At 35.1% G+C, this 25,172-nt stretch carries 16 protein-coding genes; 7 read left to right on the top strand and 9 right to left on the bottom strand.

What is annotated here, in order from left to right:
- Positions 1 to 17 precede the first annotated feature (17 nt).
- The 4 genes from AVL50_RS29025 to AVL50_RS29010 all read right to left on the bottom strand — a co-directional run bounded on the left by AVL50_RS29025 (position 18) and on the right by AVL50_RS29010 (position 8,690).
- Positions 18 to 3,062 (bottom strand): GH92 family glycosyl hydrolase, encoded by a 3,045-nt coding sequence (locus AVL50_RS29025; RefSeq protein ID WP_063850978.1) that lies wholly within the window; start codon positions 3,060 to 3,062, stop codon positions 18 to 20.
- A gap of 22 nt (positions 3,063 to 3,084) precedes the next feature.
- The gene (locus tag AVL50_RS29020) at positions 3,085 to 5,277 is read right to left on the bottom strand and encodes a beta-N-acetylhexosaminidase (protein ID WP_062620956.1); all 2,193 of its coding nucleotides are present in this window, start codon (positions 5,275 to 5,277) and stop codon (positions 3,085 to 3,087) included.
- A 150-nt stretch (positions 5,278 to 5,427) separates the two neighbouring features.
- Entirely contained in the window at positions 5,428 to 7,653 is a 2,226-nt protein-coding gene (locus tag AVL50_RS29015) for a GH92 family glycosyl hydrolase (protein ID WP_082796058.1), read from the bottom strand.
- Between the two features lie 56 nt (positions 7,654 to 7,709).
- Positions 7,710 to 8,690 carry an isoaspartyl peptidase/L-asparaginase family protein gene (locus AVL50_RS29010; protein ID WP_062620954.1) on the bottom strand — a complete coding sequence of 327 codons (981 nt, stop codon included), beginning with the start codon at positions 8,688 to 8,690 and terminating at the stop codon, positions 7,710 to 7,712.
- A gap of 314 nt (positions 8,691 to 9,004) precedes the next feature.
- Here AVL50_RS29010 and AVL50_RS29005 point away from each other — a divergent pair, with 314 nt between their 5' ends.
- Positions 9,005 to 11,923, top strand: a complete 2,919-nt coding sequence (locus AVL50_RS29005) for a two-component regulator propeller domain-containing protein (RefSeq protein WP_062620953.1) — start codon at positions 9,005 to 9,007, stop codon at positions 11,921 to 11,923.
- 78 nt (positions 11,924 to 12,001) lie between these two features.
- On the opposite strand, the gene AVL50_RS29000 is transcribed toward AVL50_RS29005, so the two are convergent.
- The 4 genes from AVL50_RS29000 to AVL50_RS28985 all read right to left on the bottom strand — a co-directional run bounded on the left by AVL50_RS29000 (position 12,002) and on the right by AVL50_RS28985 (position 17,261).
- Positions 12,002 to 13,576: a M28 family peptidase gene (locus tag AVL50_RS29000; protein ID WP_062620951.1), complete on the bottom strand. Its 1,575-nt coding sequence runs from the start codon at positions 13,574 to 13,576 to the stop codon at positions 12,002 to 12,004.
- A 117-nt stretch (positions 13,577 to 13,693) separates the two neighbouring features.
- Positions 13,694 to 14,179: an Lrp/AsnC family transcriptional regulator gene (locus AVL50_RS28995; RefSeq protein WP_062620950.1), complete on the bottom strand. Its 486-nt coding sequence runs from the start codon at positions 14,177 to 14,179 to the stop codon at positions 13,694 to 13,696.
- 191 nt (positions 14,180 to 14,370) lie between these two features.
- A complete protein-coding gene (locus tag AVL50_RS28990; protein WP_062620948.1) occupies positions 14,371 to 15,621 on the bottom strand; it encodes an N-acetylmuramoyl-L-alanine amidase in 1,251 nt (416 codons plus the stop codon).
- A gap of 314 nt (positions 15,622 to 15,935) precedes the next feature.
- Positions 15,936 to 17,261 carry an aspartate kinase gene (locus tag AVL50_RS28985; RefSeq protein WP_062620947.1) on the bottom strand — a complete coding sequence of 442 codons (1,326 nt, stop codon included), beginning with the start codon at positions 17,259 to 17,261 and terminating at the stop codon, positions 15,936 to 15,938.
- Positions 17,262 to 17,655: 394 nt separating this feature from the next.
- On the opposite strand from AVL50_RS28985, the gene AVL50_RS28980 reads away from it, so the two are divergent.
- From AVL50_RS28980 to AVL50_RS28955, 6 genes are all read left to right on the top strand, one after another.
- Complete coding sequence (locus AVL50_RS28980; protein ID WP_062620945.1) at positions 17,656 to 18,432, top strand: carbonic anhydrase family protein; 777 nt, start codon at positions 17,656 to 17,658, stop codon at positions 18,430 to 18,432.
- A gap of 106 nt (positions 18,433 to 18,538) precedes the next feature.
- Complete coding sequence (locus AVL50_RS28975; RefSeq protein ID WP_062620944.1) at positions 18,539 to 19,834, top strand: sigma-54-dependent Fis family transcriptional regulator; 1,296 nt, start codon at positions 18,539 to 18,541, stop codon at positions 19,832 to 19,834.
- A gap of 11 nt (positions 19,835 to 19,845) precedes the next feature.
- The gene (locus AVL50_RS28970) at positions 19,846 to 20,202 is read left to right on the top strand and encodes an Hpt domain-containing protein (RefSeq protein WP_062620941.1); all 357 of its coding nucleotides are present in this window, start codon (positions 19,846 to 19,848) and stop codon (positions 20,200 to 20,202) included.
- A gap of 83 nt (positions 20,203 to 20,285) precedes the next feature.
- Positions 20,286 to 20,666: a RidA family protein gene (locus AVL50_RS28965; protein ID WP_062620939.1), complete on the top strand. Its 381-nt coding sequence runs from the start codon at positions 20,286 to 20,288 to the stop codon at positions 20,664 to 20,666.
- A 196-nt stretch (positions 20,667 to 20,862) separates the two neighbouring features.
- Entirely contained in the window at positions 20,863 to 22,953 is a 2,091-nt protein-coding gene (pta, locus tag AVL50_RS28960; RefSeq protein ID WP_062620938.1) for a phosphate acetyltransferase, read from the top strand.
- Positions 22,954 to 23,061: 108 nt separating this feature from the next.
- On the top strand, positions 23,062 to 24,270 hold the full coding sequence (locus AVL50_RS28955; protein ID WP_062620936.1) for an acetate/propionate family kinase: 1,209 nt from the start codon (positions 23,062 to 23,064) through the stop codon (positions 24,268 to 24,270).
- Positions 24,271 to 24,548: 278 nt separating this feature from the next.
- Here the strand turns inward: AVL50_RS28955 and AVL50_RS28950 are convergent, their stop codons facing one another.
- Positions 24,549 to 25,061, bottom strand: a complete 513-nt coding sequence (locus AVL50_RS28950; protein ID WP_062620934.1) for a hypothetical protein — start codon at positions 25,059 to 25,061, stop codon at positions 24,549 to 24,551.
- Positions 25,062 to 25,172 lie beyond the last annotated feature (111 nt).

The following is a 25,172-nucleotide window of genomic DNA, read 5'->3' as shown; positions in this document are numbered from 1 at the left end:
GGCCTTTATAATTGGCTTTATTCAATCACTAATTCATCTGTAAACATCCAAGGTGTGTTTCCTGCACCTAAATGCCAAGTAGGTAATTTCTCGAATGGCTCAGCTACCACTTTTACATATTGGTAAGTACCGTTCACTTCTGCTGAGAATCTTGTTACGCTGATCACTGGGTGATCATTTGGCATTTCAACTGTTTGTTGGCTTACCTCTGTAAATTCTTTGCCGTCTTTTGAAACGAAGAATGTAATTTTTTGAGGTAAGAATAACCATGAAGAGGTGTTTTCCAAGAAGCCCATAGACAATTGGTGTAATTGTTTTGGCTCACCTAAATCCACAACAGCTTCCAAGTCTTGTCCTGAAACGCCATCCCACTTACCGTCTCTTAAGTTATCTGACGCATATTCTCCATTCAGAATACCATTATCACCAGCATCATATGAAGCATTTTTCTCATAGTTGATCGTCAACTTAGGGAATTCTTCGCCAGTATTGTAATACGATTTTTTGAAATCAAATTCTGATACTTTGCTTGATGCACCTTCCTCATTGACAGCAATCGCTTTTACCATCGTAGATTGATTCAATGTAAACTCTTCAGTGTACTCTTTTGAAGAAGTTGTTGGTGTTGAACCGTCCAATGTGTAGTAAACTTTCACGTTTGGTGTGATGCATTTTAATCCTACTGTTGCAGTGGAGTTAAACAACACTGATTTATTTGTGATTGCCGGGCGGAAAACCTGATCTCTTACTTCCAATAATTCTGCTTCTTCTGAAGGTAAAATGGCATAAGAAACTGGACGGCTTTCTTTTGCCTCACCCCATGTCGATTTTGAAGCTCCCATTTCAAATGTGATTTTTCCACCTTCTTCAATTTGCTGATGCGTGATAAATGATTTATCAAATGGGTTACCATTTAAAGTTGCACCTTGAATATAAAGATTATTGATGTCGTTGTTTTTCGCTTCAATCACGAAATCGTTTCCATTGTCCAAGTGAATGGTCACTTTTGAGAAAATCGGGCTACCAATGATATACTCTCCGTTGGCTGGGTTTACAGGATAGAAGCCCATTGCTGAGAACACGTACCAAGCCGACATCTGACCACAATCTTCATTACCTGAAAGACCATCTCTTTCGGCAGTATACATTTCGTCCATCACTTGACGGATTCTTGCTTGTGTTTTAGAAGGCTGACCTGCGTAGTTGTATAAATAAATAGCGTGGTGCGAAGGCTCATTACCTTGTGCATACTGTCCAATCAAACCTGTCACATCATGTGCCATATGGTTATCATTTACAGCTTCTTGCTCAAACATTTCATCCACTTTCGCTACAAAACCAGCGTCACCACCGTGCAATTCAATCAAGCCGTTCACGTCTTGTGGAGCAAAGAAGTTATAATGCCATGCATTTCCTTCTGTATATTCACCAGCTCCCAATAAAGAAATATTCATTGGGTCAAAAGGTGTCACCCAATTACCATATAAGTCTTTACCTCTGATAAAACCTGTTTCTTCGTTGAATAACAACTTATAATTTAAAGCTCTATTGCTGTATTTTTTGTAATCTTCTGTTTTACCCAAACGCTTTGCTACTTGAGCTACCGTCCACATATCATAAGCATATTCCACTTGCTTAGAAACAGAGTTTGCTTCTTTTTCCATTGGAATATATCCTTCAGCATTAAACCAGTTCAATCCTCTTCTTGGATCTTCAGCCGCAGCTACTAATGCCTCATATGCTTTTTCTTCGTCAAAATTAGTTTGACCTTTCAGCATTGCATCCACAATTACAGGTGCTGAGTGGAATCCAATCATTGTTCCTGTTTCATTAGCGGCTAATTCCCAAACTGGCAACTGACCTGATTGCTCATATTTTGCCAACATTGATTTAATGAAATCGTTGTTTTCTTTTGGCGATGTTAATGTAAATAATGGATGCGTAGCTCGGAAAGTATCCCATAAAGAGAAAAGCGTGTAGTTTGTAAACCCTTCCGCTTTATGAATTTTATGATCCATTCCTCTGTACTGATGATCAACGTCCATGAATACGTTTGGAACCGTCATAGAATGGTATAAAGAAGTATAGAAAATAGTACGTTGTACTTGGTCTCCACCTTCTACTTCAATTTTTGAAAGCTTTTCATTCCAAGTTAAATCAGCTTGTCTTTTTACTGCTTCAAAATCGAAACCTTGTGTTTCTGCTTCCATATTTTTACGAGCACCTTCCACTGATACAGCTGAAATAGCCACTTTCACAACTACTTCCTCATCTAGTTTAGTGTCATAATTGATGACTGCTTTTACATCATTTCCTTCTACTTTTGATGGTCCGTCAATCAACTCACCACCTTTAACACCTTGAACGGATTTGAAAGGTTTTGAAAATTGAGCTACAAAATAAATGTACTGATCTCTTGCCCAACCTGATGAACGTCTTAAACCAACAATCTCATTATCACCATTCACTTTAAACCATGTTTCTTTCGGTGAATCAGAAATACCATGTTTTAAGTCTAAGATAATATGTGAAGCATCAGACTCAGGGAAAGTATAACGGTGTAAACCTACTCTAGTCGTTGCTGTTAACTCTGCTAATACTTTATAATCTTCTAAAAATACAGAATAATACCCTGGATCGGCTTGCTCATTTACATGCTCAAAACGCGAGCGGTATCCTTCATCAGGATTAGCTTTAGTGCCCGGCTCAGTTTTGATTTCACCCACTGTAGGCATTAATAAAATATCTCCATAATCTCCGCCTCCTGTTCCTTGAAGGTGCGTATGTGAAAATCCCATTACCGAAGAATCTGAAACGTGATATCCAGAACTCCAGTCCCATCCTTCAACACCGGTATCTGGACTTAACTGCACCATACCAAATGGCACCGTAGCACCAGGGAAGGTATGTCCATGACCACCTGTTCCGATAAACGGATCAACATATTTTGTGTAAGATATAATTTCAGGCTCGTCTTGAGCACTACTTGCAACGTTATTTAGATGGGACACACACCCAAAAAGGAGTGGAATCCACAATAAAGAAATGGAGAATCGATTCATGTTATAATTAAATAGTAAAGTATTATTGTATGATAATTTCGTCAATAAACAACCAAGATGGATTGCCTGATCCCATTGTTCCTTTCGGCAATTCACCCCCGTTGGTATATATAATCTTGATAGATTTAATCTCTTTGATTTTTGATAAGTCCTCCCAATTATAAATTAATACGTCTCCGTCAGTCGAAACGGTTTCGGATTTAAATTTATTAGCAGATTTATACTTTTTCCCATCTTTAGAATAAAGCATTTCAATATTCTTTGGTGCCATAATCCATGAGCCTACTTCATCATAAGCTCTGAGTTGAATGCTTGAGATAGATGTCTTATTTTCAAAGGATAATGTTGCTGTCACGTCCTTTCCATTGAAACCTAACCAGCTTTCATCTTTGAATTTTCTTTCAGAACCTAAACGTCCATCAACTAAACCTTGTACACCCGCTTTTTCATAAGGATTTGAAGGAGGTGTAGATAATTCAATTGTTGCATTACTTCCTTTATGCATCACGAAGTTTGAAGAAACAGGATCACCATAAGGCCTTCCATTTCTATAACCTTGAATGATAACTTTCCCTGTTTCTTTCACTTCGACAGCTTTATTGTAATCAACAAACACTTCTGATAAAGGCGTTTTATATTTTAAGCTCACACCATCAATTAATGGTTTGGCTTGTACTTTCAATTGTCCATTCTCATTCAAAATTTCAACATCTAAAACTTTAGATGATGGGCCATACTGAATGCCTTTTGAATCCAAGTAAGAATATTCTTTTTCCAGTCTTTCAGAAAAGTCTTCGAAACCTTTCTGCTGACCGATCCACAATGCTTCTGAGAATGCAATGATTCTTGGGAAAACCATAAAATCTAGACGAGCATTATCAGGAATTCTTTCCGTCCAAACTGTACATTCACCACCCAATACATGATGGTGCTTCTCTTTTGCTAAATCTGAAGGAACAGGTTGATAGTTGTACACTTGCTTTACATCCGTCGTCACAATATCATAATCGAAATAACACATTCCTGTAGGTGATACGATGACATCATTGCCCATTTCAGCAATCTTTCTTACAGCATCTTTATCATGGAAATCTCTCCACAACTGTACTGTTGCGGTTTCCGATAATCCTCCTTCAAGAATCTCATCCCAACCTGTCATTTTCTTACTATTGGCATTCACCATTTTCTCGACTCTCTTGATAAAGTAGCTTTGCAGTTCGTGCTCATCTTCTAAACCTTCAGTTTTGATTTTAGCTTGGCATTTAGGACACTCTTTCCATCTTGCTTTAGGGCACTCATCCCCTCCTATGTGCATGTATTTTGACGGGAACAATGGCATAATTTCATCCAGAATATTTTGAACAAACTCATATGTTCTTTCATTGCCTGCACATAAAACATCTTCGTGAACACCCCATTCTGTTTGTACCTCAAAAGGCCCTCCTGTACATGAAAATTCTGGATAAGAAGCTAATGCGGCCACCATATGACCTGGCATATCAATTTCAGGAATCACTTCTATTCCTCTTTTCGCAGCATATGCCACTACTTCTTTGATTTCCTCTTGTGTATAAAAACCACCGTATTTTGTACCGTCTTTTTCAGTTCTATAGGCTGAGTTTTCAGTTAAAAGCGGGTATTGTTTCACTTCAATTCTCCAGCCCTGATCCTCAGTCAAGTGCCAGTGAAATTTATTCATTTTGTAATGTGCCATTAAGTCTAAGTAAGACTTGATGGTTTTCACATCAAAAAAATGTCTGCTCACGTCCAGCATCATTCCTCTCCATGCAAAAAGTGGAGCATCGTTGATTACAACTGCTGGAACTTCCTTTGTACTTCCTATAAGTTGAAGTAAGGTGGCAGAAGCATTAATAGTACCTTTTGTAGTTTTAGCTTCAAGCTTTATTAATTGATCTGTTACTGTTAATTGATAACCTTCCTCTTCTTTAATATTTTGGCCCAGAAGGATCAATAAAGCGGCCTCTTCTTTATTCTCTACAACTTGTAAAGAAATGCCTGTTTGAAACTTCACCTCCTCTAAAAAGTGATGGATATCAAATGCTTTGTCCTCTACAAAAAGTGTAGTCTCATTGGTAAGGACAAAATGATTTTCATTCCAGTTTACCTCTTGAGGAAATGGAATAAGCGTGGGCTTGTTTTGTGCAAAAACAAGGCTTTGGACCAAAAGTAATGCTGTTAGTAAATATAGTTTCATTTCAATTTTGTTTATCTGATTAGTTAAGTATTTGTAGTAGTTTATTTGCAGTGTTATGGCGTTAAGAATTTTATCTTACAACCGTTTTTGATTAAGATTAATAAATAGGTTGGTACGGAGCCGCTTATTCAACAGCTCCGTACTTTTATGTTAAATGAACTCTAAAGTTCCTCCTTTCATCAATTCGTTGTGACTGATTTTCCAACCTTTGATTTCCTCTCCATTGAAAAGTACTTTCTTCACTGTTGGCTTAGCATCAGAAACTGTTTTTGCAACAATATTTAATGTATTTCCATTGCCCAATTGAACCGTAGCGTTATTGAATAAAGGCGTCCCTAAGTCATACATTGCATTACCTGGGTTTACGGGGTAAAGACCAATTGAACTTAAGATAAACCATGATGACATCTGACCGCAATCTTCATTACCACATACGCCGTCAGGTGTTGACTTGTATTGCGTATTCATGATTTCACGGATCAATTTCTGTCCTTTTTCAGGCTTATTGATGTAGTTGTACAAATAGGCAACGTGGTGACTTGGTTCGTTACCGTGTGCGTATTGACCAATCATACCTGTTGAGAAAATTGGCAACTCATCTTCTGGGGCTGGATAGTAAGTGAACATTGAATCTAATCTTTGCTCAAAACGATCTGCACCACCCATTGCATCAATCAATCCTTCAATGTTTTGTGGCACATAGAAGAAATATTGCCATGCGTTACTTTCGCAGAAGTGATCTGTATAATCTTTAGGAAGGAAATCTTTAATAAACTCCCCTTTTCTATCTTTTGGACGCATAAATGAAGATTCCTCATCATAAACATGTCTCCAGTTTTCAGCACGCTTCGCGAAGTATTTATAATCGTCCTCCTTTCCTAATGCTTTTGCAAACTCAGCAATACACCAGTCATCGTAAGCGTATTCTAATGTTTTAGAAACTGACCAGTTTTCGTGATCAAAATTCAATGGCACATAACCTAATTTGATATAATCCGCCATTGCATCCCCTTTCTCATTCATCGCTGAGGCCTTACATGCTTCATACGCTTTTTCAACATCAAAACCTTTGATTCCTTTGAAATAAGCATCAGTAATTACAGGAACAGCGTGGTACCCAATCATCATATTTGTTTCGTTACCTTTCATCGACCATACAGGAAGTAAACCTGTTTCGTCATATTGAGAAAGGAATGAATTGATCATATCTGGTACTCTTTGTGTGTGGATCATAGTATACAGCGGGTGTGCTGCTCTGTAAGTATCCCATAAAGAGAATGTGTCGTATTTTTTATAACCTTTCGCAACGTGATTTTTTTGATCCGCACCTTTATAAGCACCATCAACATCTGAGTGTAAAGTTGGAGCCAATAAAGACTGATACATTGCTGTATAGAAAACTTTCAGATGCTCCTCATTCATAGAAGAAACTTTGATTTTTTCTAGTTCAGTTTCCCAAGTATCCGATGCGTCTTTTCTTACTTGATCAAAATCCCAAGTTGTATTTTCAGCGGCTAAGTTCTTTTGTGCTCCTTCAATGCTTGATGATGAAAGGGCCACCTTTACCAAAACTTCATTTTTATCATTTGGTGTATCAAAATTGAAATAACCTCTTGTTTTCAAAGCTTGAATCTCATTGCCTTCAACTACTTTAAGGTCATCTCCTTTTACAGAATTCACTAACTGATAAGAAGTGAATGGAACACTGAATTTCGCTACAAAATATTCTTTTTGGACAGGCGCCCATCCTGATGAAAATCTATAACCAACTACTGTTTGATTGTCGATCACTTTCAAATATGTATCTGTAGGACCATCCCAGTTCAAGGCATAACCTAGGTTGATATAAATTTGAGATTTATCGTCCTTCGGGAAAGTATATTTATGAAAACCAGTTCTAGAAGTAGCAGTCATTTCAGCGTGGATATCATAATCCAATAAATCCACAGCATAATAACCTGGCTCTGCTTTTTCTTGATCGTGAGAGAACAATGAAACTGGACGCACATTTCCATTTTCAGTCAGTGTTCTGTCTGATTTACTGTTGAAAGGCATCACCAAAATATCATATAAATCTCCTGCACCTGTACCTGACAAATGTGTATGAGAAAAACCGGCTATTGTTGAATCAGGCCAAAAATAACCTGCAATTCTATCCCATCCACCATAACCGTTGTCAGGTGAAAGTTGCACCATACCGTGAGGTACAGTTGCACCAGGGTAAGTATTACCTGGGCCGTCAGTTCCAACAAATGGGTTGACATAATCTGTATATCTAACCTTTTTAGTAGATGTTTGCTCCTTCTCATTAGAAGTACAAGCACCTAAAAAAGGCAGGATTAATAAAGCTAGTAATGTTGACCTTAATTTAATCATCGATAAGGGTAGTTATAAATAATATGTAATTTGATTTTAGTGGGAATACACCAACGCTACCATTTCATTTTGAACTGGGCGTCTTCCATTCTATTCCCATTTTCCGTATCTACAATTGCGTAGTTAAATCCATTTCTAATACTATATCCTCCGTATTCCCCATTTTTATTAATGGCCAGAAAACCTACTTGAAGGTTTTCCATACGGGATTTATGTGTGTCCATAATTCTTTTGACAGCAATCTCACAAGCTTCAACAGGTGATTTGCCCATTCTCATATGCTCTACTACCATGGCCGACCCTGCCGTTCTGATCACAGCCTCACCAAGACCAGTTGCACATGCTGCTCCAATTTCTCCATCTACAAATAAACCTGCACCAATCAAAGGAGAATCTCCCACTCTGCCATGCATTTTATATGCTGCACCAGAAGTGGTACAAGCACCGGCAATATGACCTTTTGCATCAATGGCCAAGGCACCGATAGTGTCATGGTTTTCTATATTAATGACTGGCTTATACTCTGATTTCTTCAACCACTCTTCCCAATCTTTTTTTGATCTTTCAGTCAATAAGTTTTCCTCCTTAAATCCTTCTGCTAGCGCGAATGTTTGCGCTCCTTCTCCCACCAACATGGCATGAGGTGTTTTTTCCATTACTAATCTTGCCACAGAAATTGGGTGCATAATGTTTTCTAAAGCGGCAACAGCTCCACATTCGTACTCGTGATTCATGATACACGCATCTAACGTCACTTTTCCGTCACGATCAGGCAAACCTCCGTATCCTACACTTCTTTCCTTTGGGTCAGCTTCAGGTACTCTCACTCCTGCCTCAACAGCATCAAGTGCGGCGCCACCGTCTTTTAAGATCTCCCAGCCTGCTTCATTTGCTCCAAACCCATGATTCCAAGTGGATATCATCAAAGGCTTATTACCTTTTCTCTTTCCTGCAAACGAAAAAGTAGATAATGAAGGTGTAATCAACGCGGCTGATGACAATGCCGAAATTCTCAAAAAATCTCTTCTGCTACCCATAGTTTAAAAATAAAAATTGAGGATTTAGTAATTATTTAACGTGTTAAATTTACACATTCATCTAAAATAAACGCATAAACACGCACAAACAAGCTCAAACAAATGATATTTATTAACAAAATCATGCAAAAAGAAAGAGGAAAAATTAGATTCGAAAGAGCTTTTTTCTTCTTTTGAAAATCCGTTTTTAGGGAAATGGGTTTATTTAAGGTGCTCCTTCAAAGTATGTACAATATTATTTGACTATTAAGTTTAATAGATGCATATTAACGTAAATTATACAATTATAACACACTACTACACAAAATCTGAAAATGCAGCAACTAACATTGCTTAAGAATGGCTTTGCTGTTCTTTTATGCACACTATTAACAGCGCCTTCAGTATTATCGAACAATCTAACGCCAGTTAAACTCTCAGGATTTACAACTAAACAGGGATTGTCCCAAAACAATGTAAACGCTATCATTTACGATAAGAATGGTTTTTTATGGATTGGTACTGATGACGGACTCAATGTTTTTGACGGCAATTCGTTTAGAACTTTTGTTGCCTCAGACATGATTGATTATGGATTAAATTTCAACACAATAAGATGTTTAGCAGTTGACCCTGAAGATAATAACTTATGGATAGGCACTAATGGAGCTCTTGAAAGAATGAACCTGAAAGATAAAAGGGTTCAACGAGTGGTATTAGAAAACAAAGAAGAGGTTGAAGATGTAAAAGGTATTACATGGTCATCAGAAAATGAACAATGGGTTGGAGTCAACAACCTTGGTGTTTTTTATTCTGACGATCAGGAAACGTATTATAAAATACCTAACAGTAAGGTCTCCATCAACGCTTTAGTTTCATTTCAAGAGTATATTTTAGTGGGACATGACAATGGCTTATTTATTTACTCCGCTAAAACACATGATAAGTTATTTATACCGAATTTCAAGTTCTTTTCTGAAAAATCAATTTTCTCTTTAAAAGTCACTAAAAATCAACTATATATTGGCACTACGCTTGGTGATTTGTTTAAAGTGGACCAAGATTTAAAAATCAAAAAACTGTATTCAGGATCGAATAAAATCAAATCCATTACTGAAGATAATAATGGAAATATTTGGCTTGGAACGGAAGGAAATGGCATTATCCGTTTGAAGAAAGAGGAAGACTATAAACCCTACACTTTACTTCATCATAAGTGTACAAATAGAACAATCAATCACCTTTATTATGGTGCTAATCATAACATCTGGATTGGAACATTTGGCAATGGTCTCCAACTTTATAATGAGAATGACCCTTTCTTTACGTTAAGCGAAGATAAAACTTACGGAAAAGGTCTATCCCATAACAGTGTGACTTCATTTGAACAATTAAATCAAAATGAAATCTTGATTGGAACTGATGGCGGTGGAGTGGACAAACTAAATATTCAAAATGGTAATATTGAAAATGTGGTACCTAAACAATATGTTATTTCATTGAAAAAAATAGATGATTTAATTTTAGTCGGCACCTATCAAAGTGGATTGCGAATACTTGACAAAAAAAATATACTCTCTCCGTTAGATGCAATAGATCAATATCACAACGATCTTTCAACGGATAATGTATGGGACATTGAAGAAGATTATTTTGGAAATATCTGGCTTGCTACCACCAATGGCGTCGTCAAACTTAATCTTAAGAAAAAATCTTTTGTGAGGTATAAAAATAATCCTGATGACTCTCATTCCATCTCCAATAATGATACCCGCAAAATCTATAGAGATATAAAAGGTGATATATGGATTGGCACTTTCAACGGTTTAAATAGATACGACAAAGAAAGTGACACTTTCAAACAGATTCATTTCAAGAGTAAGAAAAATCAAAATATCAATATCAACAACGCCATCATTTCAATTGCTGAAGATGATAAACTTAATTTGTGGATTGGTACGTTTGGCAGTGGGTTATGGAAACTCGACCGACAGACAGATTCTTTATATGCTTCTGGAATAAATAACAGGTTGCCGAACAAGGTTATCTACTCAATTGAAAACGATTCTCATGGTGCATTATGGTTATCCACCAACCAAGGCATAACTTCTTACAATCCTAAGGATGAAAGCATCAGAAAGTTCACAGAAGAAGATGGATTACAAGGGAAACAGTTTAATGTGGGTGCGTCTTTGATGTTGAAAAATAACTTTCTGATATTTGGAGGCACAGAAGGGTTGAATATTTTCAACCCCACCAAAACTATTACCTTTTTGCAAAATATTCCAGAGGTAAAAGTAAATAGTATCACTGTGGTCAGAAATCAATTAACGAATAAAGACGTTGATATTTCACAATTAAATCAAGTTAGCTTATCTCCTGAACAACGTACCTTTTATATCAATTACTTCGGTTTGGAATACAATTACCAACATAATATTGAATATGAATACCGTTTGCGAAATTTTGAAAGCAATTGGAATCAGTCATTATCCAATTCTTCAATGTTGTACTCCAATCTGCCCAACGGTACTTATTTCTTTGAGATCAGATGTCGATATAAAAATCAAAAATGGGGTAATACATTAAGTTTCCCAATCATATTGAAAGCCTATTACTGGGAAACACCCCTTTTCAAATTTGCTATCATTCTAACGTTAATTCTTATAGGCTTAGGGATTTATTTTCTTTATGTACGCAACTTGAAACATCAGAAAGTAGCCCTCAATAAAATCGTTAAAGAAAGAACACAGGAACTCTTGAATAAGGAAATTGATATTATTGAAGTAGAAAATCAGAAGGCTCAATTGATCAAAGAAACCTTGAAACTAAGAGAAAAAGAGTTGACCACTCATGTTTTAAGGTTGGCTCATATGAACACTTTGGTAGATCAGATTGATAAGAAATTAGAAGATCTTCAACAATCAAATGATCCTATTTCAAAAAATAAAATCAGCAGTATTAGACGTGAAATCAAACAAGCAGAAAATATTGAGAATGATTGGAAAACCTTAAATACGCTATTCTCTGAAGTTCATCAAAACTTTGCTCAGAAACTCAAAGAAAATCACCCCGACTTAACAGAAGGAAATTTAAGACTTTGTAATCTTATCAAATTAAATATGTCCAGTAAAGACATAGCCGCAATCCTTGGTATTTCTCTCAACAGCGTGAAAGTGGCTAGAAAGAGGCTGAGAAAAAGACTTGGCTTGGAAATAGATGACAGTTTAGAAGAATACCTAAAAAACATTTAAGTATTCTCACTCAAATAAAAAACCTCGAAAAATGATTCAAACACTTTTCGAGGTTTTATTTTATATAATAGCTTTAATCTATTTTTGTTGTTCCGTTTTTTGATCAACAATAGGTGCTTTATCTCTATTTGCCAATTCCCATGCTGTAGAAAAAACTAACTTAGCTCTTTTGGCCATTGGACCAAACGTGATCTTATCTACCGTATCTGTTGGTTGATGATAATCTTCATGTGTACCATTAAAATAGAAAATCACAGGAATACCATGCTTTGCAAAGTTATAATGATCTGACCTGTAATAATACCTGTTTGGATCATCTTTCGCATTATAAGTATAATCTAGATCCAATTCAGGAACATATTTCTTTGCTACTTGCTCATGGAGTTCGTGTAATTCAGATGATAGCATATCCGCACCAATCACATAAACAAAGTCTGGGTTTTCACTATGTGCTTCATCCCCTCTTCCAATCATATCAATATTCAGGTCAGCAATTGTTTTCTCTAATGGGAAAATTGGATGATCTGAATAGTATTCTGACCCCAATAAACCTTTCTCCTCTCCTGTTACAGTCATAAAAAGAATAGATCTTCTTGGACCATTCCCTTCTTTCTTTGCTTGAGAAAAAGCATTGATAATTTCAAGAAGTCCAGTTGTACCCGAGCCATCATCATCTGCACCATTATGAATTTCACCATTGATAATTCCTACGTGATCATAGTGAGATGTTACAACCAACACCTCATCTTTCAGATCCGTTCCCTCCATAAAGCCTAATACATTTTCAGTAGGCATTTTTCGAGTACTGAATTTAGCATTGATTTCCATTTTGTAGCTTTCGCCTGTTGCTGAAGGTTTTCCTTTAGCAATCGCCTTATCTATCTGCTTTTCTAATTTCTTTTGATCGACACCAATCATTTTAAAGAAACTAGATGGTTTTACTAATATTAAACCGAAACCATTGTCTGAAGTCTCTGATGGCTTTTCAAAAGTTAATCTTCCTTTGGAAATATAGCTACCATATCTACTTGATTGAGTGTTGAATTTTTCGTCAGACTCACTAATCACAATTGCAAAAGAAGCTCCTCTCTCAGCAGCAATCTTAGCTTTCTTTCTAAGACCGCTCATCTTATTTGAAGCCCCATACTTACTTGGTGTATTTTCAAAAAAGACTACACCCTTTCCTTTCACATCAATATTCTGATAGTCGCTAACGCCTTCATTGTCCTCACCGTAACCAATAAACACAACCTCTAATTCTTTTTGGAATGAGAAGTTACCATATGGAAAAATATCTTCAATCAACTGCATTGAGACATTTCCTTTAGAAAGCGTAAAATTGGTATATTTTTGATTATAAAGATCAAATTGTTGAAAATAAGGATTAGGAACGTTAGGCACTGGCCCTTGCAGTCCTTGATCCATAAAAAATTGAGCAATATAATCGGCGGCCATTTTCTGACCTCTTTCCCCTGTCTCTCTACCTTCAAACTCATCTGAAGCGAGTATAGAAAGATGGGATTTCATTTCTGATTCTGTTATAGTAGACTTGTACTTATTTACCTCTTCGCTATTTGCTTCTAGGGTAATGTTCTGAGCAAAAGAAGAGGAGATCGTTAATGATAATAGGGACGTTAAAAGTATCTGTTTCATAAAACGCTACGGCTGGGTAGTTATATTGAATTGAATTGGTAATATGATTAGTGTCCAACGTTTAAAATGAGCATTAGACACTAATCATAATTGCTAGATTTATTTTTTAAAAAAGACCTAAGGCACTGGAATCGTATGAGCATCTTTTGGCGATGAAAGTACAATCATTGACTGTAAATCATCTACCTCTTTAATTTCACTAAGTTTATTTAATAAAACTCTTTGATACTCTTCAATATCAGTTGTTATGACTTTCAACAAGTAATGGCTATTACCAGTAACGTGATGACATTCAATAACCTCAGGAATATTCTCTACTTGCTTTAAGAAAGACGTATGATTTTCTTGATTGTGCTTCTCGATTTTTACGTTAACAAAAGTAGTTACTCCCAAGCCTAAAGCTTTGGTATTCAACTTTGCATGGTAACTTTCAATGATGCCTGAGTTCTCCAATTTTTTTACTCTTTCCAACGTAGGGGCTGGAGATAAGTCAATCTCTTTGGATAACTGAGCGTTTGTTATTTTAGCTTGTTTCTGAAGAATATCCAATATTCTTCTATCAGTTTGATCAAGCCTTAATACTGCTTTTTTAAACGTTGACATTTATAAGTAATTATAATGATTAAATATGTGCTGTGAGTATATTTCGATAGTTTATAGAAATAAAATATTCATTTATCATTAAGATAGAATATCGCAATTTATTAGAATATTTTGTTAATTACGAATTACACCAACTAAAATTTCGAAAAAGTAAAAAACAATTCAGTTCACAAAATATGCTAGAAGTAAATTTAGGGTGTATGCTTGGTCTTCTGATAATTGACATATTCTAATATGCCATAAAAATAACTGTTGGCTACTTCAATCACTCTTTCAGAAATTTTACCTGTTTTCAGATCGTTATCGTTCAGTGCTTTGAGTTCATTAATATTGTCTTGCAACAGAGGTTCCCCATAACATAATGGACTGTTTAACAGCCTACATAGACGAAGATTTCTTGCATAAATTCCATTCCCTAAAGGCATTGCTACATTCTTCAAATAGCGTGGTTCATTGGTGTTATTGACCGCTGGTACTTTGAGGTAATCAACAAACTGTTCCATTATAAATTTGCTAAGGAAATAAGAGTCCTTCGTATTATCACTCACCAGTATTCTGAGGAAGTCATATCGATCTCTTTTTGTTGCTAATTCTTTACGCATAAAGGAACCTGGAACAAACACCATACTGAAGTTTCGCTGAGATGGTTTTTGCCATCCTACATTCAATTCATCTGCGTTGTAATGCAATACTACCGTAACATCCGGCTTGAAGTAATTGATTTTATTAGCTCTTATTTCTAAATCATCCTGAAGGTAATAATCCCTATAAATTTTAGATTCAGGTGAATGATAAAGAATGTGCAACAATTGTTTTTTTGTTAGCTTTCGATGCGTTCTTAGTTTATTGGGGAGATGCTTGCTTTTCCATGAATCATAAGACTCATTGGATGCACCTTTATTTCCTACTGAAGTTCTTGTCAGAAAAACCTCAGCTCCATATTTTTCTAAACTGTCTTTCAAGACATAAGCTGTAGTCAGTGTTAAATCTCCTTCCCTCAGATTGATTTTTTCTCCATTGGCTAATGTCATATCAATAAACCGCCCTTCAATTTTGGCCATTTTCATGTCCGATGCTATATGTCCAGGATCAATAGCTACTCTTATTCCCGAAAGTGGTTTCATCACTGTAGTAGGAATAAAATTATGATTCAGCTTTAATATCCTAATAGTTTGAATCAAGTCTTCTGAAAATGGTTTTACTCCTTTTGTGGCGTAGACATTATATTGGAAATTTCTATCTGTAAATTCAAAAACATCTTTCAAAGTGGAAAGCTCATTCCATGGAAGAAAAAATTCTGGCATACCCCTTTTATGATGCAATGCAGAAGCATAAATAGTTATTCCTCTCTCATTGATAGTAAAATATTCATAAAGATACGGGCTTTTGACAAGGTACTTTTCTGCTCTTCTTTTGTAGTAATTAGCAAGTTGTTTATTCATTTGAGCATAAACATCCCCACCTACCTCAAAAAAGAGTAGAATTGAAAAAAAAAGTATTTTTAGGGATTGTCTGAGCATTACGCGTGATCTTAATTAGGGCTCCAAATTTAAGTAGTTAATACTGTAGTATTTACAAACAAATGAAAAAGATGGGTAAATCTCACTAAAAAAGTAATTTTTTAATGATTATTGCCCAATAATTTACAAAACAACAATATTAATGTCAATTCCTGTTGAAACAAAAAAAGACTCCAACAAACGAGTCGCTGGAGCCCCTGAAATCTATTTTTATCTTTTTTTTGACAGATTGGTCATTAAACCAATGCTTCGCTGTATAATTCTTTGTGTAATAAATTCAGTGCATTGTTTTTCTCAAAAGTTGGTATCAATACAGAAATGTTACTCTTACTACCACCATAAGAAATCATTCTAACAGGCAACGATTTTAATGCGTTAACCACAGATGAGACAATATTTGCATTTTCAACAAGCATTTGACCTACTACACAAACAATTGTCATGTCTTTGTCTACTTCTACTAAACCTAATGATTGTAAGTCACGAACGATTTCTTCTAAATGTGTATCATTGTCAATCGTCAATGAAACTGCCACTTCTGAAGTTGTAATCATATCAATTGGCGTACTGTATTTCTCAAATACTTCAAATACTTGTTTTAAGAAACCGTAAGCCATTAACATTCGGCTTGATTTGATTTTAATGGCAACAATACCATTTTTAGCAGCAACTGATTTTACAGGAATTGCATTATCCGAAGTTGGTCCAATCAAAGTACCAAAAGCTCTAGGAGCCATTGTATTCTTCAATCTTACCGGAATATCTTTTGTTTGAGCAGGTAAAACAGCAAGCGGATGAAGGATTTTTGCACCGAAGTACGCTAACTCCGCTGCTTCATCATATGTTAATTGTTCTACTGCTTTTGTATTTTCTACAAAACGAGGGTCGTTATTGTGCATGCCATCAATATCAGTCCAGATTTGAACTTCTTCAGCATTGATACAAGCACCAACAATTGTAGCAGTATAATCACTACCACCTCTTTGCAAGTTATCTATTTTTTCAAATTCATTCGTACAGATATAACCTTGAGTAATAAACAAGTTATCCTCTTTATGCTCCGCTAGAATAGCTGCTAATCTTTTTTCGATTTCATCATATAAAGGCTCTCCATTTTCAGATCTCATAAAGTCAAGAGCGGGCAAAAGCACTGACTTCACTCCTTGTTCAGAAAGGTATAAGTGCATCAATTTAGTGGAAATTAATTCACCTTGTGCATGAATTTCTCTCTCCTGTTCTGTTGAAAAACCTTCTACAGCATAAGAATTTAACAATGCATATTTTTCATCCATTAATGCATGAGCCTCTTCTCTTGAAGATTCTTCTTGAAGAAGTTCATATATATGTTGATCATACTTTGGCTTAAAATCAGCGACTAATTTCTCTACTAATTGCTTATCGCCTGCAAAGTAAGCATCACAAATACCTACTAACGCATTAGTCGTACCTGAAACAGCTGACAATACAACTATTTTTGGCTTTTCATCCACAATTAGATTTGAAACTTGAACCATTCGTTCTGCTGAACCTACCGAAGTACCTCCAAACTTATAAACTAACATCGCACTAAATCTGTTTTCTTTGTTAAATCCTTAATTATGTTACAAATATGATAGAGCTAATTTTGTTCTTGAAATTTAAACATGAAAAATACCCAAATTTCACAAAATGTTATATATAAAACACATCAAGTAATTTATAACATCATTTTTTGAAGAGATAAATAGCTAATTTCCTAAATATCACTACATATAACAACGTAACTTAACAAAGTATCAAATGAAACATTAAGAAATATTTAAAACTAAAAATTCGTTAAATGTTATTTATTTTGATGGAATTCTAATTTGATGATAATAATTACCATATTTGATTCTTTATAGTCACTACTTATTATTACTATTTACATGACATTTGAGCGGTGAAATAATCCGTTTAGAAAACTCTCATTTTATTATGAAATTAACACTAGCAAAAATTAGTATTATCTGTCTCACTTTCGTAACATTCTCATGTTCAAAAACTGAAAAGCAAAATACTGATCACCACGATGGTAATATAGCATACACAGAAGCAGAATGTGATTTTGGAGATATACAGTCACCAATCAATATCCTTTCTCAGAGAACAAAAGGGATAATTAAGTCTAGAATTAATATTGAGGCACACTGTAATGCAGTAGAAAACAAAGGCCATACTGTGCAAATTGATTTTGACAGTACTTCAAAATTAGTTTTTGGAGATGACCAATACAGTTTTAAACAGCTACATTTTCATACCCCATCTGAACATCAGATCGATGGTATTACCTACCCTATGGAAATGCACATGGTAAATGTATTAGATAATGATGAATCTGATAAGCCACATTTCCTTGTAATCGGTGTTTTATTTAAAATGGGTAAGGAAAATAAATTCTTAAATGAGTTCATAAATAAAATCCCTAAAGATAGTAATGGGTTGGTAAAAGTAAATGAAGCTGAAGTCAACCTTGAAGATCTTTTTGGAAGTTATGATTGTGAAGAGATGAAACATTATTTTCATTACAATGGTTCTTTAACTACTCCTCCATTCACAGAGACTGTTTCTTGGCATGTTAATCAAGTAATTTTTGAAGCATCAGAAGAACAGATCAAAATTATGAACAAAATAGAAGGCAATAACGCCAGACATATTCAAGATTTGAAAGGAAGATATGTAGAAAAAGAAGATCTATATGTTTCTTCAAACTAATTTCAATAGAGAAATTAGATATAAAAGACTATAAAATAAAGGTGATCTTTTCAAGGTCGCCTTTTTTTATAAATTTGCAATTCATTACTAATCAATCCTTTTTAAAATGAATGCAATACTCCTTACTAATACAACAGATCTCAGTCATTACTTCCTCCCTTTCTTACCCCAATTAAAAGTATATTCATATATAGAGGATCTTTTGCATTTTGAAGATATTGAAATCATTATTATAGATGAACAAACTATTCATTCCAATGTGGAATTAGACCTAAAAGCAATCAATACAGAGTTCGGTAATGCAACAAAGTATATTATTTCAACAAAAAATTGTATTCAAAATTTAGAATTCTACCAAAAAAATGAAATCCAGCATTATATATTACATGATGAAAATTTTGAAGAGAGGCTAAAGAATCATTTTTCTAACATCTCCATCGATACAAATAAAAATAATTTCACATTCTCAGATTTAATTAAAGGAAGCTCTAAAGCCATTGAAAAAGTTTTCCATTTGATGAAGAAAGCATCCACCAGTAATATTACTGTCAACATAACAGGTGAAACTGGAACAGGTAAAGAGCTGGTAGCGAGATCAATTCACGAAAACTCTCATCGCGGTCACAATAATATGGTAGCTGTTAACATTGCGTCCATACCCAAAGACCTTATCGAAAGTGAATTGTTTGGTTATGAACAGGGAGCATTTACGGGAGCCACACAGAGAAGGATTGGAAAGTTTGAGGAAGCCAAAGGAGGAACATTATTTTTAGATGAAATTGGAGAGCTTCCTCTAGATCTTCAAACAAAACTTCTAAGAGTCCTACAAGAAGGAGAATTGACCCGCCTTGGTGGAAATGATGTCATAAAAACGGATGTACGACTTATCACTGCCACTCACCGTGATCTTTACTCAGAAGTGTCCAATAATACATTCCGTGAAGACCTTTATTACAGAATTTTGGGACTTCCAATTCACCTCCCTCCTTTAAGGGAAAGAAAAGAGGATATTATTGAACTCACCAATAACTTTTTGGTAATGGTTTGTCAGGAAAATAATATTCAGCCACAAAAAACACTAGGCAATAGTGCTGTTCAAAAACTACTCAATTACAGCTTTCCTGGCAACATTAGACAACTAAAGGCGATCATTGATTTGAGTGTTGTTCTTTCCTCCAATTATGTAATAAGTGCAAGTGACATATTAATTGAATATCAAAAAAACGATATTAATTTGTTGGAAAAAGAACGAACTCTTGAAGAATATAACATTGAGATCATTGAGCACTTTTTGAAAAAGTACTCAGGAAAGGTGAACTTTGTAGCAGACAAGCTTGAAATGAGCAAGTCTAAAATTTATAAGTGGATTGCTGAAGGCAAATTGACCAAACCAAAAACCTAAATTTTATTCTCATGAGTACAGTTCAAAATACACAACTTTATAATCTATCTCAGTTAGAAATGCTCTCAAGAGGCGACCAAGGATTTGTAGATAAAATGCTCAATTCTTTTACTGGTAACCTTAAAGATGGTATTAAGGAAATAACTGATGCCTATAAATTGCATGATTGGACTACCATAGGTAAAGTGGCTCATAAATTAAAACCATCTATGCTAGTACTTGGAGTTACTAGTTTGAAAGAAACTATCATTTACCTAGAGAAAGATCATGGAAATGTCGATGAGAAAGAAATTAGTAACAAAGTGGAAGGCTTTCTTGAAAAATGCGGAATTTTGTTAATGCAAATCCAACAAATTTCGAATAATTAAGAAAAAAACTGACATCTGTCACTTAGAGGGTAAAAGTATCTATCTATTTTTGCAGAGTAAAACGAAAAATTAAATTTACTCTAATGAAAGAAATTATTTTTAGTGAACTTGCCCCATCACCCTTAGGGCCGTATTCTCAAGCTATTTTAACGAATGACACTCTTTATGTATCTGGTCAAATCGGCATCAACCAGTCAACAGGAGAATTTGTGTCTGATTCAATCGAGAATGAAACACATCAGGTAATGAAGAATCTTGGTTTCATTTTAAAGGAGGCCGGAATGACTTATGAGAATGTAGTCAAATGTAGTATCTTTGTCAGAGATATGAATGACTTTGCGAGGATAAATGAAGTATATGCTACTTACTTCAATGAAGAGACTGCACCTGCAAGAGAGACGGTACAAGTAGCCCGTCTGCCAAAAGATGTAGGAATTGAGATCTCTTGTATTGCAATTAAATAAGTAAAAAAATGACCTGTTTCGTAGATTGTTTTTATCAAATGTTATCTTAAATCGATGCATTAGTAATAATTCACAATTAATTGAAACATAGAATTTGATAATACGTGCATAAATAGAGATCTTTTCATTGTTGGGAGATCTCTATTATTCATTTTATCTACCACGCATATAAAAATCAACCACCATTTCAAATCAAATGACAAATTCGATTTACATCAGTACTGCAGAGCCTAATAGTGGCAAAGCCTTAGTTGCCTTGGGTATTCTAGAAAACTCGTTACGTAAAAGTTCTAAAGTGGGCTTCTTCAAACCAGTAATTGGAGACTTCAACTCTGGAAAAGAAGATGAACACATTTCTTTGGTAATCGAGCACTTCGGACTAGACCAAACGCATGAGGAAGCTTATGGTTTGACGCTGAAAAGAGCAAACGAGCTTATCTCTCAAGGCAAAAAAGATGAGATGCTTGAAATCGTAATCGATAAATACAAAAAATTAGAAGAGCGTTTCGACTTTATTCTAATTGAAAGTAGTGATTATAAAAATAGTATTACATTAGAACATAGCTTGAATATTGAGTTTGCTAAAAACTTAGCGGCTCCTGTTCTAATCTTAACAAACGCACACAAAAAATCTCTTGATGACTGTACTGACTCATTGAGAGTTGCTATTGATGAATTCAAGTCAAACGACTGCCAAGTGATTGGTGCAATTGTCAATAGAGTAAATCCTGATATCGTAACTGAATTACATAGAGGGTTAGCTGAGAAATTTGCAAGCAAAAGTATGCTTTTAGCAACTATACCAGCAGATGAGAGAATCTCAAGTCCAACAATCAGAGATATTGCAGAGCACTTAGATGCAAAAGTCTTATACGGAGTAAGAAATCTTGATGTATTGGTTGACAATATGACTATTGCCGCTATGCAAATGCAAAACTTCTTACCGAAGATCAAAGACAACTCATTGGTAATGACTCCTGGCGATAGAGGTGACATCGTTTTAGGTACATTATCTGCACATAGATCTCAGAATTACCCTAACATTGCAGGTTTACTTTTAACTACTGGATTAGAGCCAGACGACTCTATCAAGAAAGTAATTGAAGGTATGAAAGATATGTTCCCTGTACTTTCAGTAAAGGAAAACACTTATCATACTGCAAATTCTGCTGCGGATGTTACTGCATCTATGCGTCCAAATGATCTAACTCGTATCGCTTATGCAAAAGAACTTTTTGAACAACATGTTGATTCAAAAATGTTAGAGGAGTTATTGAGCACTGTGAAGATTGATGGTATGACTCCAAAAATGTTCCAGTACACATTAACGCAACGTGCTAAGAAAAAGAAAGCAAAAATTGTATTGCCTGAAGGTAACGATCCAAGAATCCTTGAGGCTACTGCTATTCTTGCTACTCAAAATATTGTTGATATTGTATTACTAGGTAAAAAAGACGAGTTGGTTGACATTGCTAGAAAAAATGCAATCAATCTTGATTTTGACTTAGTGGAGGTAATCAACCCTGTAGAATATGTGAAATTCAATGAGTACGTAAATACTTTATATGAATTAAGAAAGCATAAAGGTATGAACTTGGATATGGCAACGGATGCAATGTCAGACGTTTCATATTTCGGTACTATGATGGTACAAATGGGTGATGCTAACGGTATGGTTTCAGGTGCAGTACATACTACAGCCGCTACAATCCGTCCAGCATTACAAGTAATCAAAACTAAACCTGGTACATCAGTAGTATCTTCAGTATTCTTTATGAGTTTACCGGATAGAGTTTTAGTATATGGTGACTGTGCTGTAAACCCTAATCCAAATTCAGATCAATTGGCTGAAATTGCACTTTCTTCTGCTGAAACTGCTATCGCATTTGGTATTGAGCCAAAAATCGCAATGCTTTCTTATTCTTCTGGTTCATCTGGATCTGGTGAGGAAGTAGAGAAAGTTCGTAAAGCAACTGAAATTGCAAAAGCAAAGCGTCCTGATCTTAAAATTGAAGGTCCTATTCAGTACGATGCTGCTGTAGATGCAACTGTAGGACAAAAGAAAATGCCTGGTTCTGAAGTAGCTGGTCAAGCAAACGTATTGATCTTCCCTGACTTGAACACAGGTAACAACACTTATAAGGCCGTTCAAAGAGAAACAGGAGCATTAGCAATTGGTCCGGTTCTTCAAGGTTTGAACAAGCCAGTTAACGACTTAAGTAGAGGTTGTTTAGTAGAAGATATCTTAAATACAGTGATCATTACTGCAATTCAAGGTATCCAATAGTAAACAATTATTAATAATAATACTTATTAAGAATACCCTTTGCAGCCTGTAAAGGGTATTCTTATTAATTCGCAAAAAATTTAATTTAAAAATACTTCATACAGTTCAATGAAAATTCTTGTAATCAACGCAGGTAGTTCTTCTTTAAAATACCAATTGTTCGAAATGGAAGGCGAACAAGTTCTTTGCTCAGGTATTGTAGAAAGAATTGGTTTAGAAAATGGTATCATCACGCACAAAACTTTTGATGCGGAAGGTAATGCTTCTAAAACTAAACTTGAACTTCCTATTCCAAATCACAATGTTGGTCTTAATGAGGTGGTAAACCTTCTTACTGACTCGGACAATGGCGTGATCCAAAATACAGATGATATTCAAGCTGTTGGTCATAGAGTTGTACATGGTGGTGAGTTCTTCAACAAAACAATGCTAATTGACGCTGATGTTGAAGATAAAATCAAAGAGTGTTTTCAATTGGCACCTCTTCACAACCCTGCCAACTTACAAGGTATCTTAGATTGTACTAAAATCTTTGCCAAGGCAAAACAAGTTGCTGTTTTTGATACAGCATTCCACCAAACTATGCCTGCAAAATCATACAGATACGCTATTCCTACTGAATTGTATGAAAAGAATGGTGTTCGTGTATATGGTATGCATGGTACTTCTCACAAGTACGTATCTGAACAAACAATCAAGTATTTAGGTCTTGAAGGTAAAGATTCAAAAGTTATCACAGTACACTTAGGTAACGGCTGTTCAATGGCTGCGGTTAGAAACGGTGAGTGTGTTGATACTTCAATGGGCTTCTCTCCTCTTGATGGTTTGATGATGGGTACTCGTTCAGGTGACATCGATCCTGCAGTAGTTTTCTACTTAATGGACAAGTTAGGAATGAAATCTGAGGAAGTTTATGACTTATTAAACAAGAAATCAGGTATGCTTGGTGTAACTGGCGACAGTGACATGAGGGATATCGAAGATAGATTCAACGCAGGTGACGAAGTGGCTATCTTAGCGCTTCATATGTACACTTACAGAATCAAGAAATATATTGGTGCTTACATGGCAGCATTAAACGGTGCTGATGCTATTGTATTTACTGCTGGTGTGGGTGAAAACGACCATGGTGTTCGTCTTTTAGCTGCTAATGAGTTAGAGCACTTAGGAGTTGTAGTTGACGAAGCGAAAAACCATAAGTTAAGAGCTTCTGATATTGAAGAGATCCACTCAGCTGACTCTAAAGTGAAAGTTTTAGTAGTTCCTACTAATGAGGAATTAGAAATTGCTCAACAAACTTTAGAAGTAATTGGATAATTCGTCCTCCAAAACTAAAAAATCCCATACCAGTAAAACGGTATGGGATTTTTTTTGGGAAAAACCGTAATTTCAATTCTGAAATCACGGCCGATAATTAGGTTTTAACAGGAAGTTTCGTCTTCATTTAACGATGTTTGATCATCCTATAAACCTAAGTACGGTGTTTTTATGCTTTAGTCAATCCTGCTTTACACTTGTTGTCATAAGTTTATCAAAGAATAACATTGATACAAGTTTGTTAACAGAGCTCTATGAACTTTTAGCAACTCAGATGATTAACTATAGATCGATTCCAATCGTTTTCGTTCAATAACCTCTGATTGATTAGTGGTGATTTTATCCACTACAATATGTTCAGGCAAGGTTTGAGATTTTGCTGTTTTACATAACACAAATTGATGATTGGACATTCTACCTACCACTCCAACTTGGTCCAAATCATTCATATCTAACAAATCATATAATTTATCTCTTTCTTTAAGATCTGTAACTAGGTAGAGTTTATGACAATGTTTTAAAGCTTCAATTATTTTTGGATTATTTTCAACAAAAGACACATCTGATAAAACTAAAAAACCTATTATCATATTATTTGAATTTGAATAAATAATAGCATCTAATTTCATTTCTGATGAAGAAGGAAAATAATCTTTTTGAATTAATATTTTATTGGTTTTTAATCCAGCTTGAAGTGCAATAGACTTCCCAAAGCTCTTTTTTAAATTCTTATAAAGTGATTCACTAATTCCGTCATTAATCAGCTTTGTAGAAATATTAAGAGTAGACATGTTTGTAAAATTTAGGTTATTAAATTGTTTAGCCATCACATTGTAAAAGGATACGTTTGCTAATAATTCCTCTTACAATAGTTCATTTAAATAATACAAAATATCATTAAG

Origin of the sequence: Flammeovirga sp. SJP92, from assembly GCF_001583495.1 — a bacterium.
Taxonomy (GTDB): Bacteria; Bacteroidota; Bacteroidia; order Cytophagales; family Flammeovirgaceae; genus Flammeovirga.
Note: the sequence above shows the minus strand (reverse complement) of the source record. Positions and strands in the feature narration are given on the sequence as shown.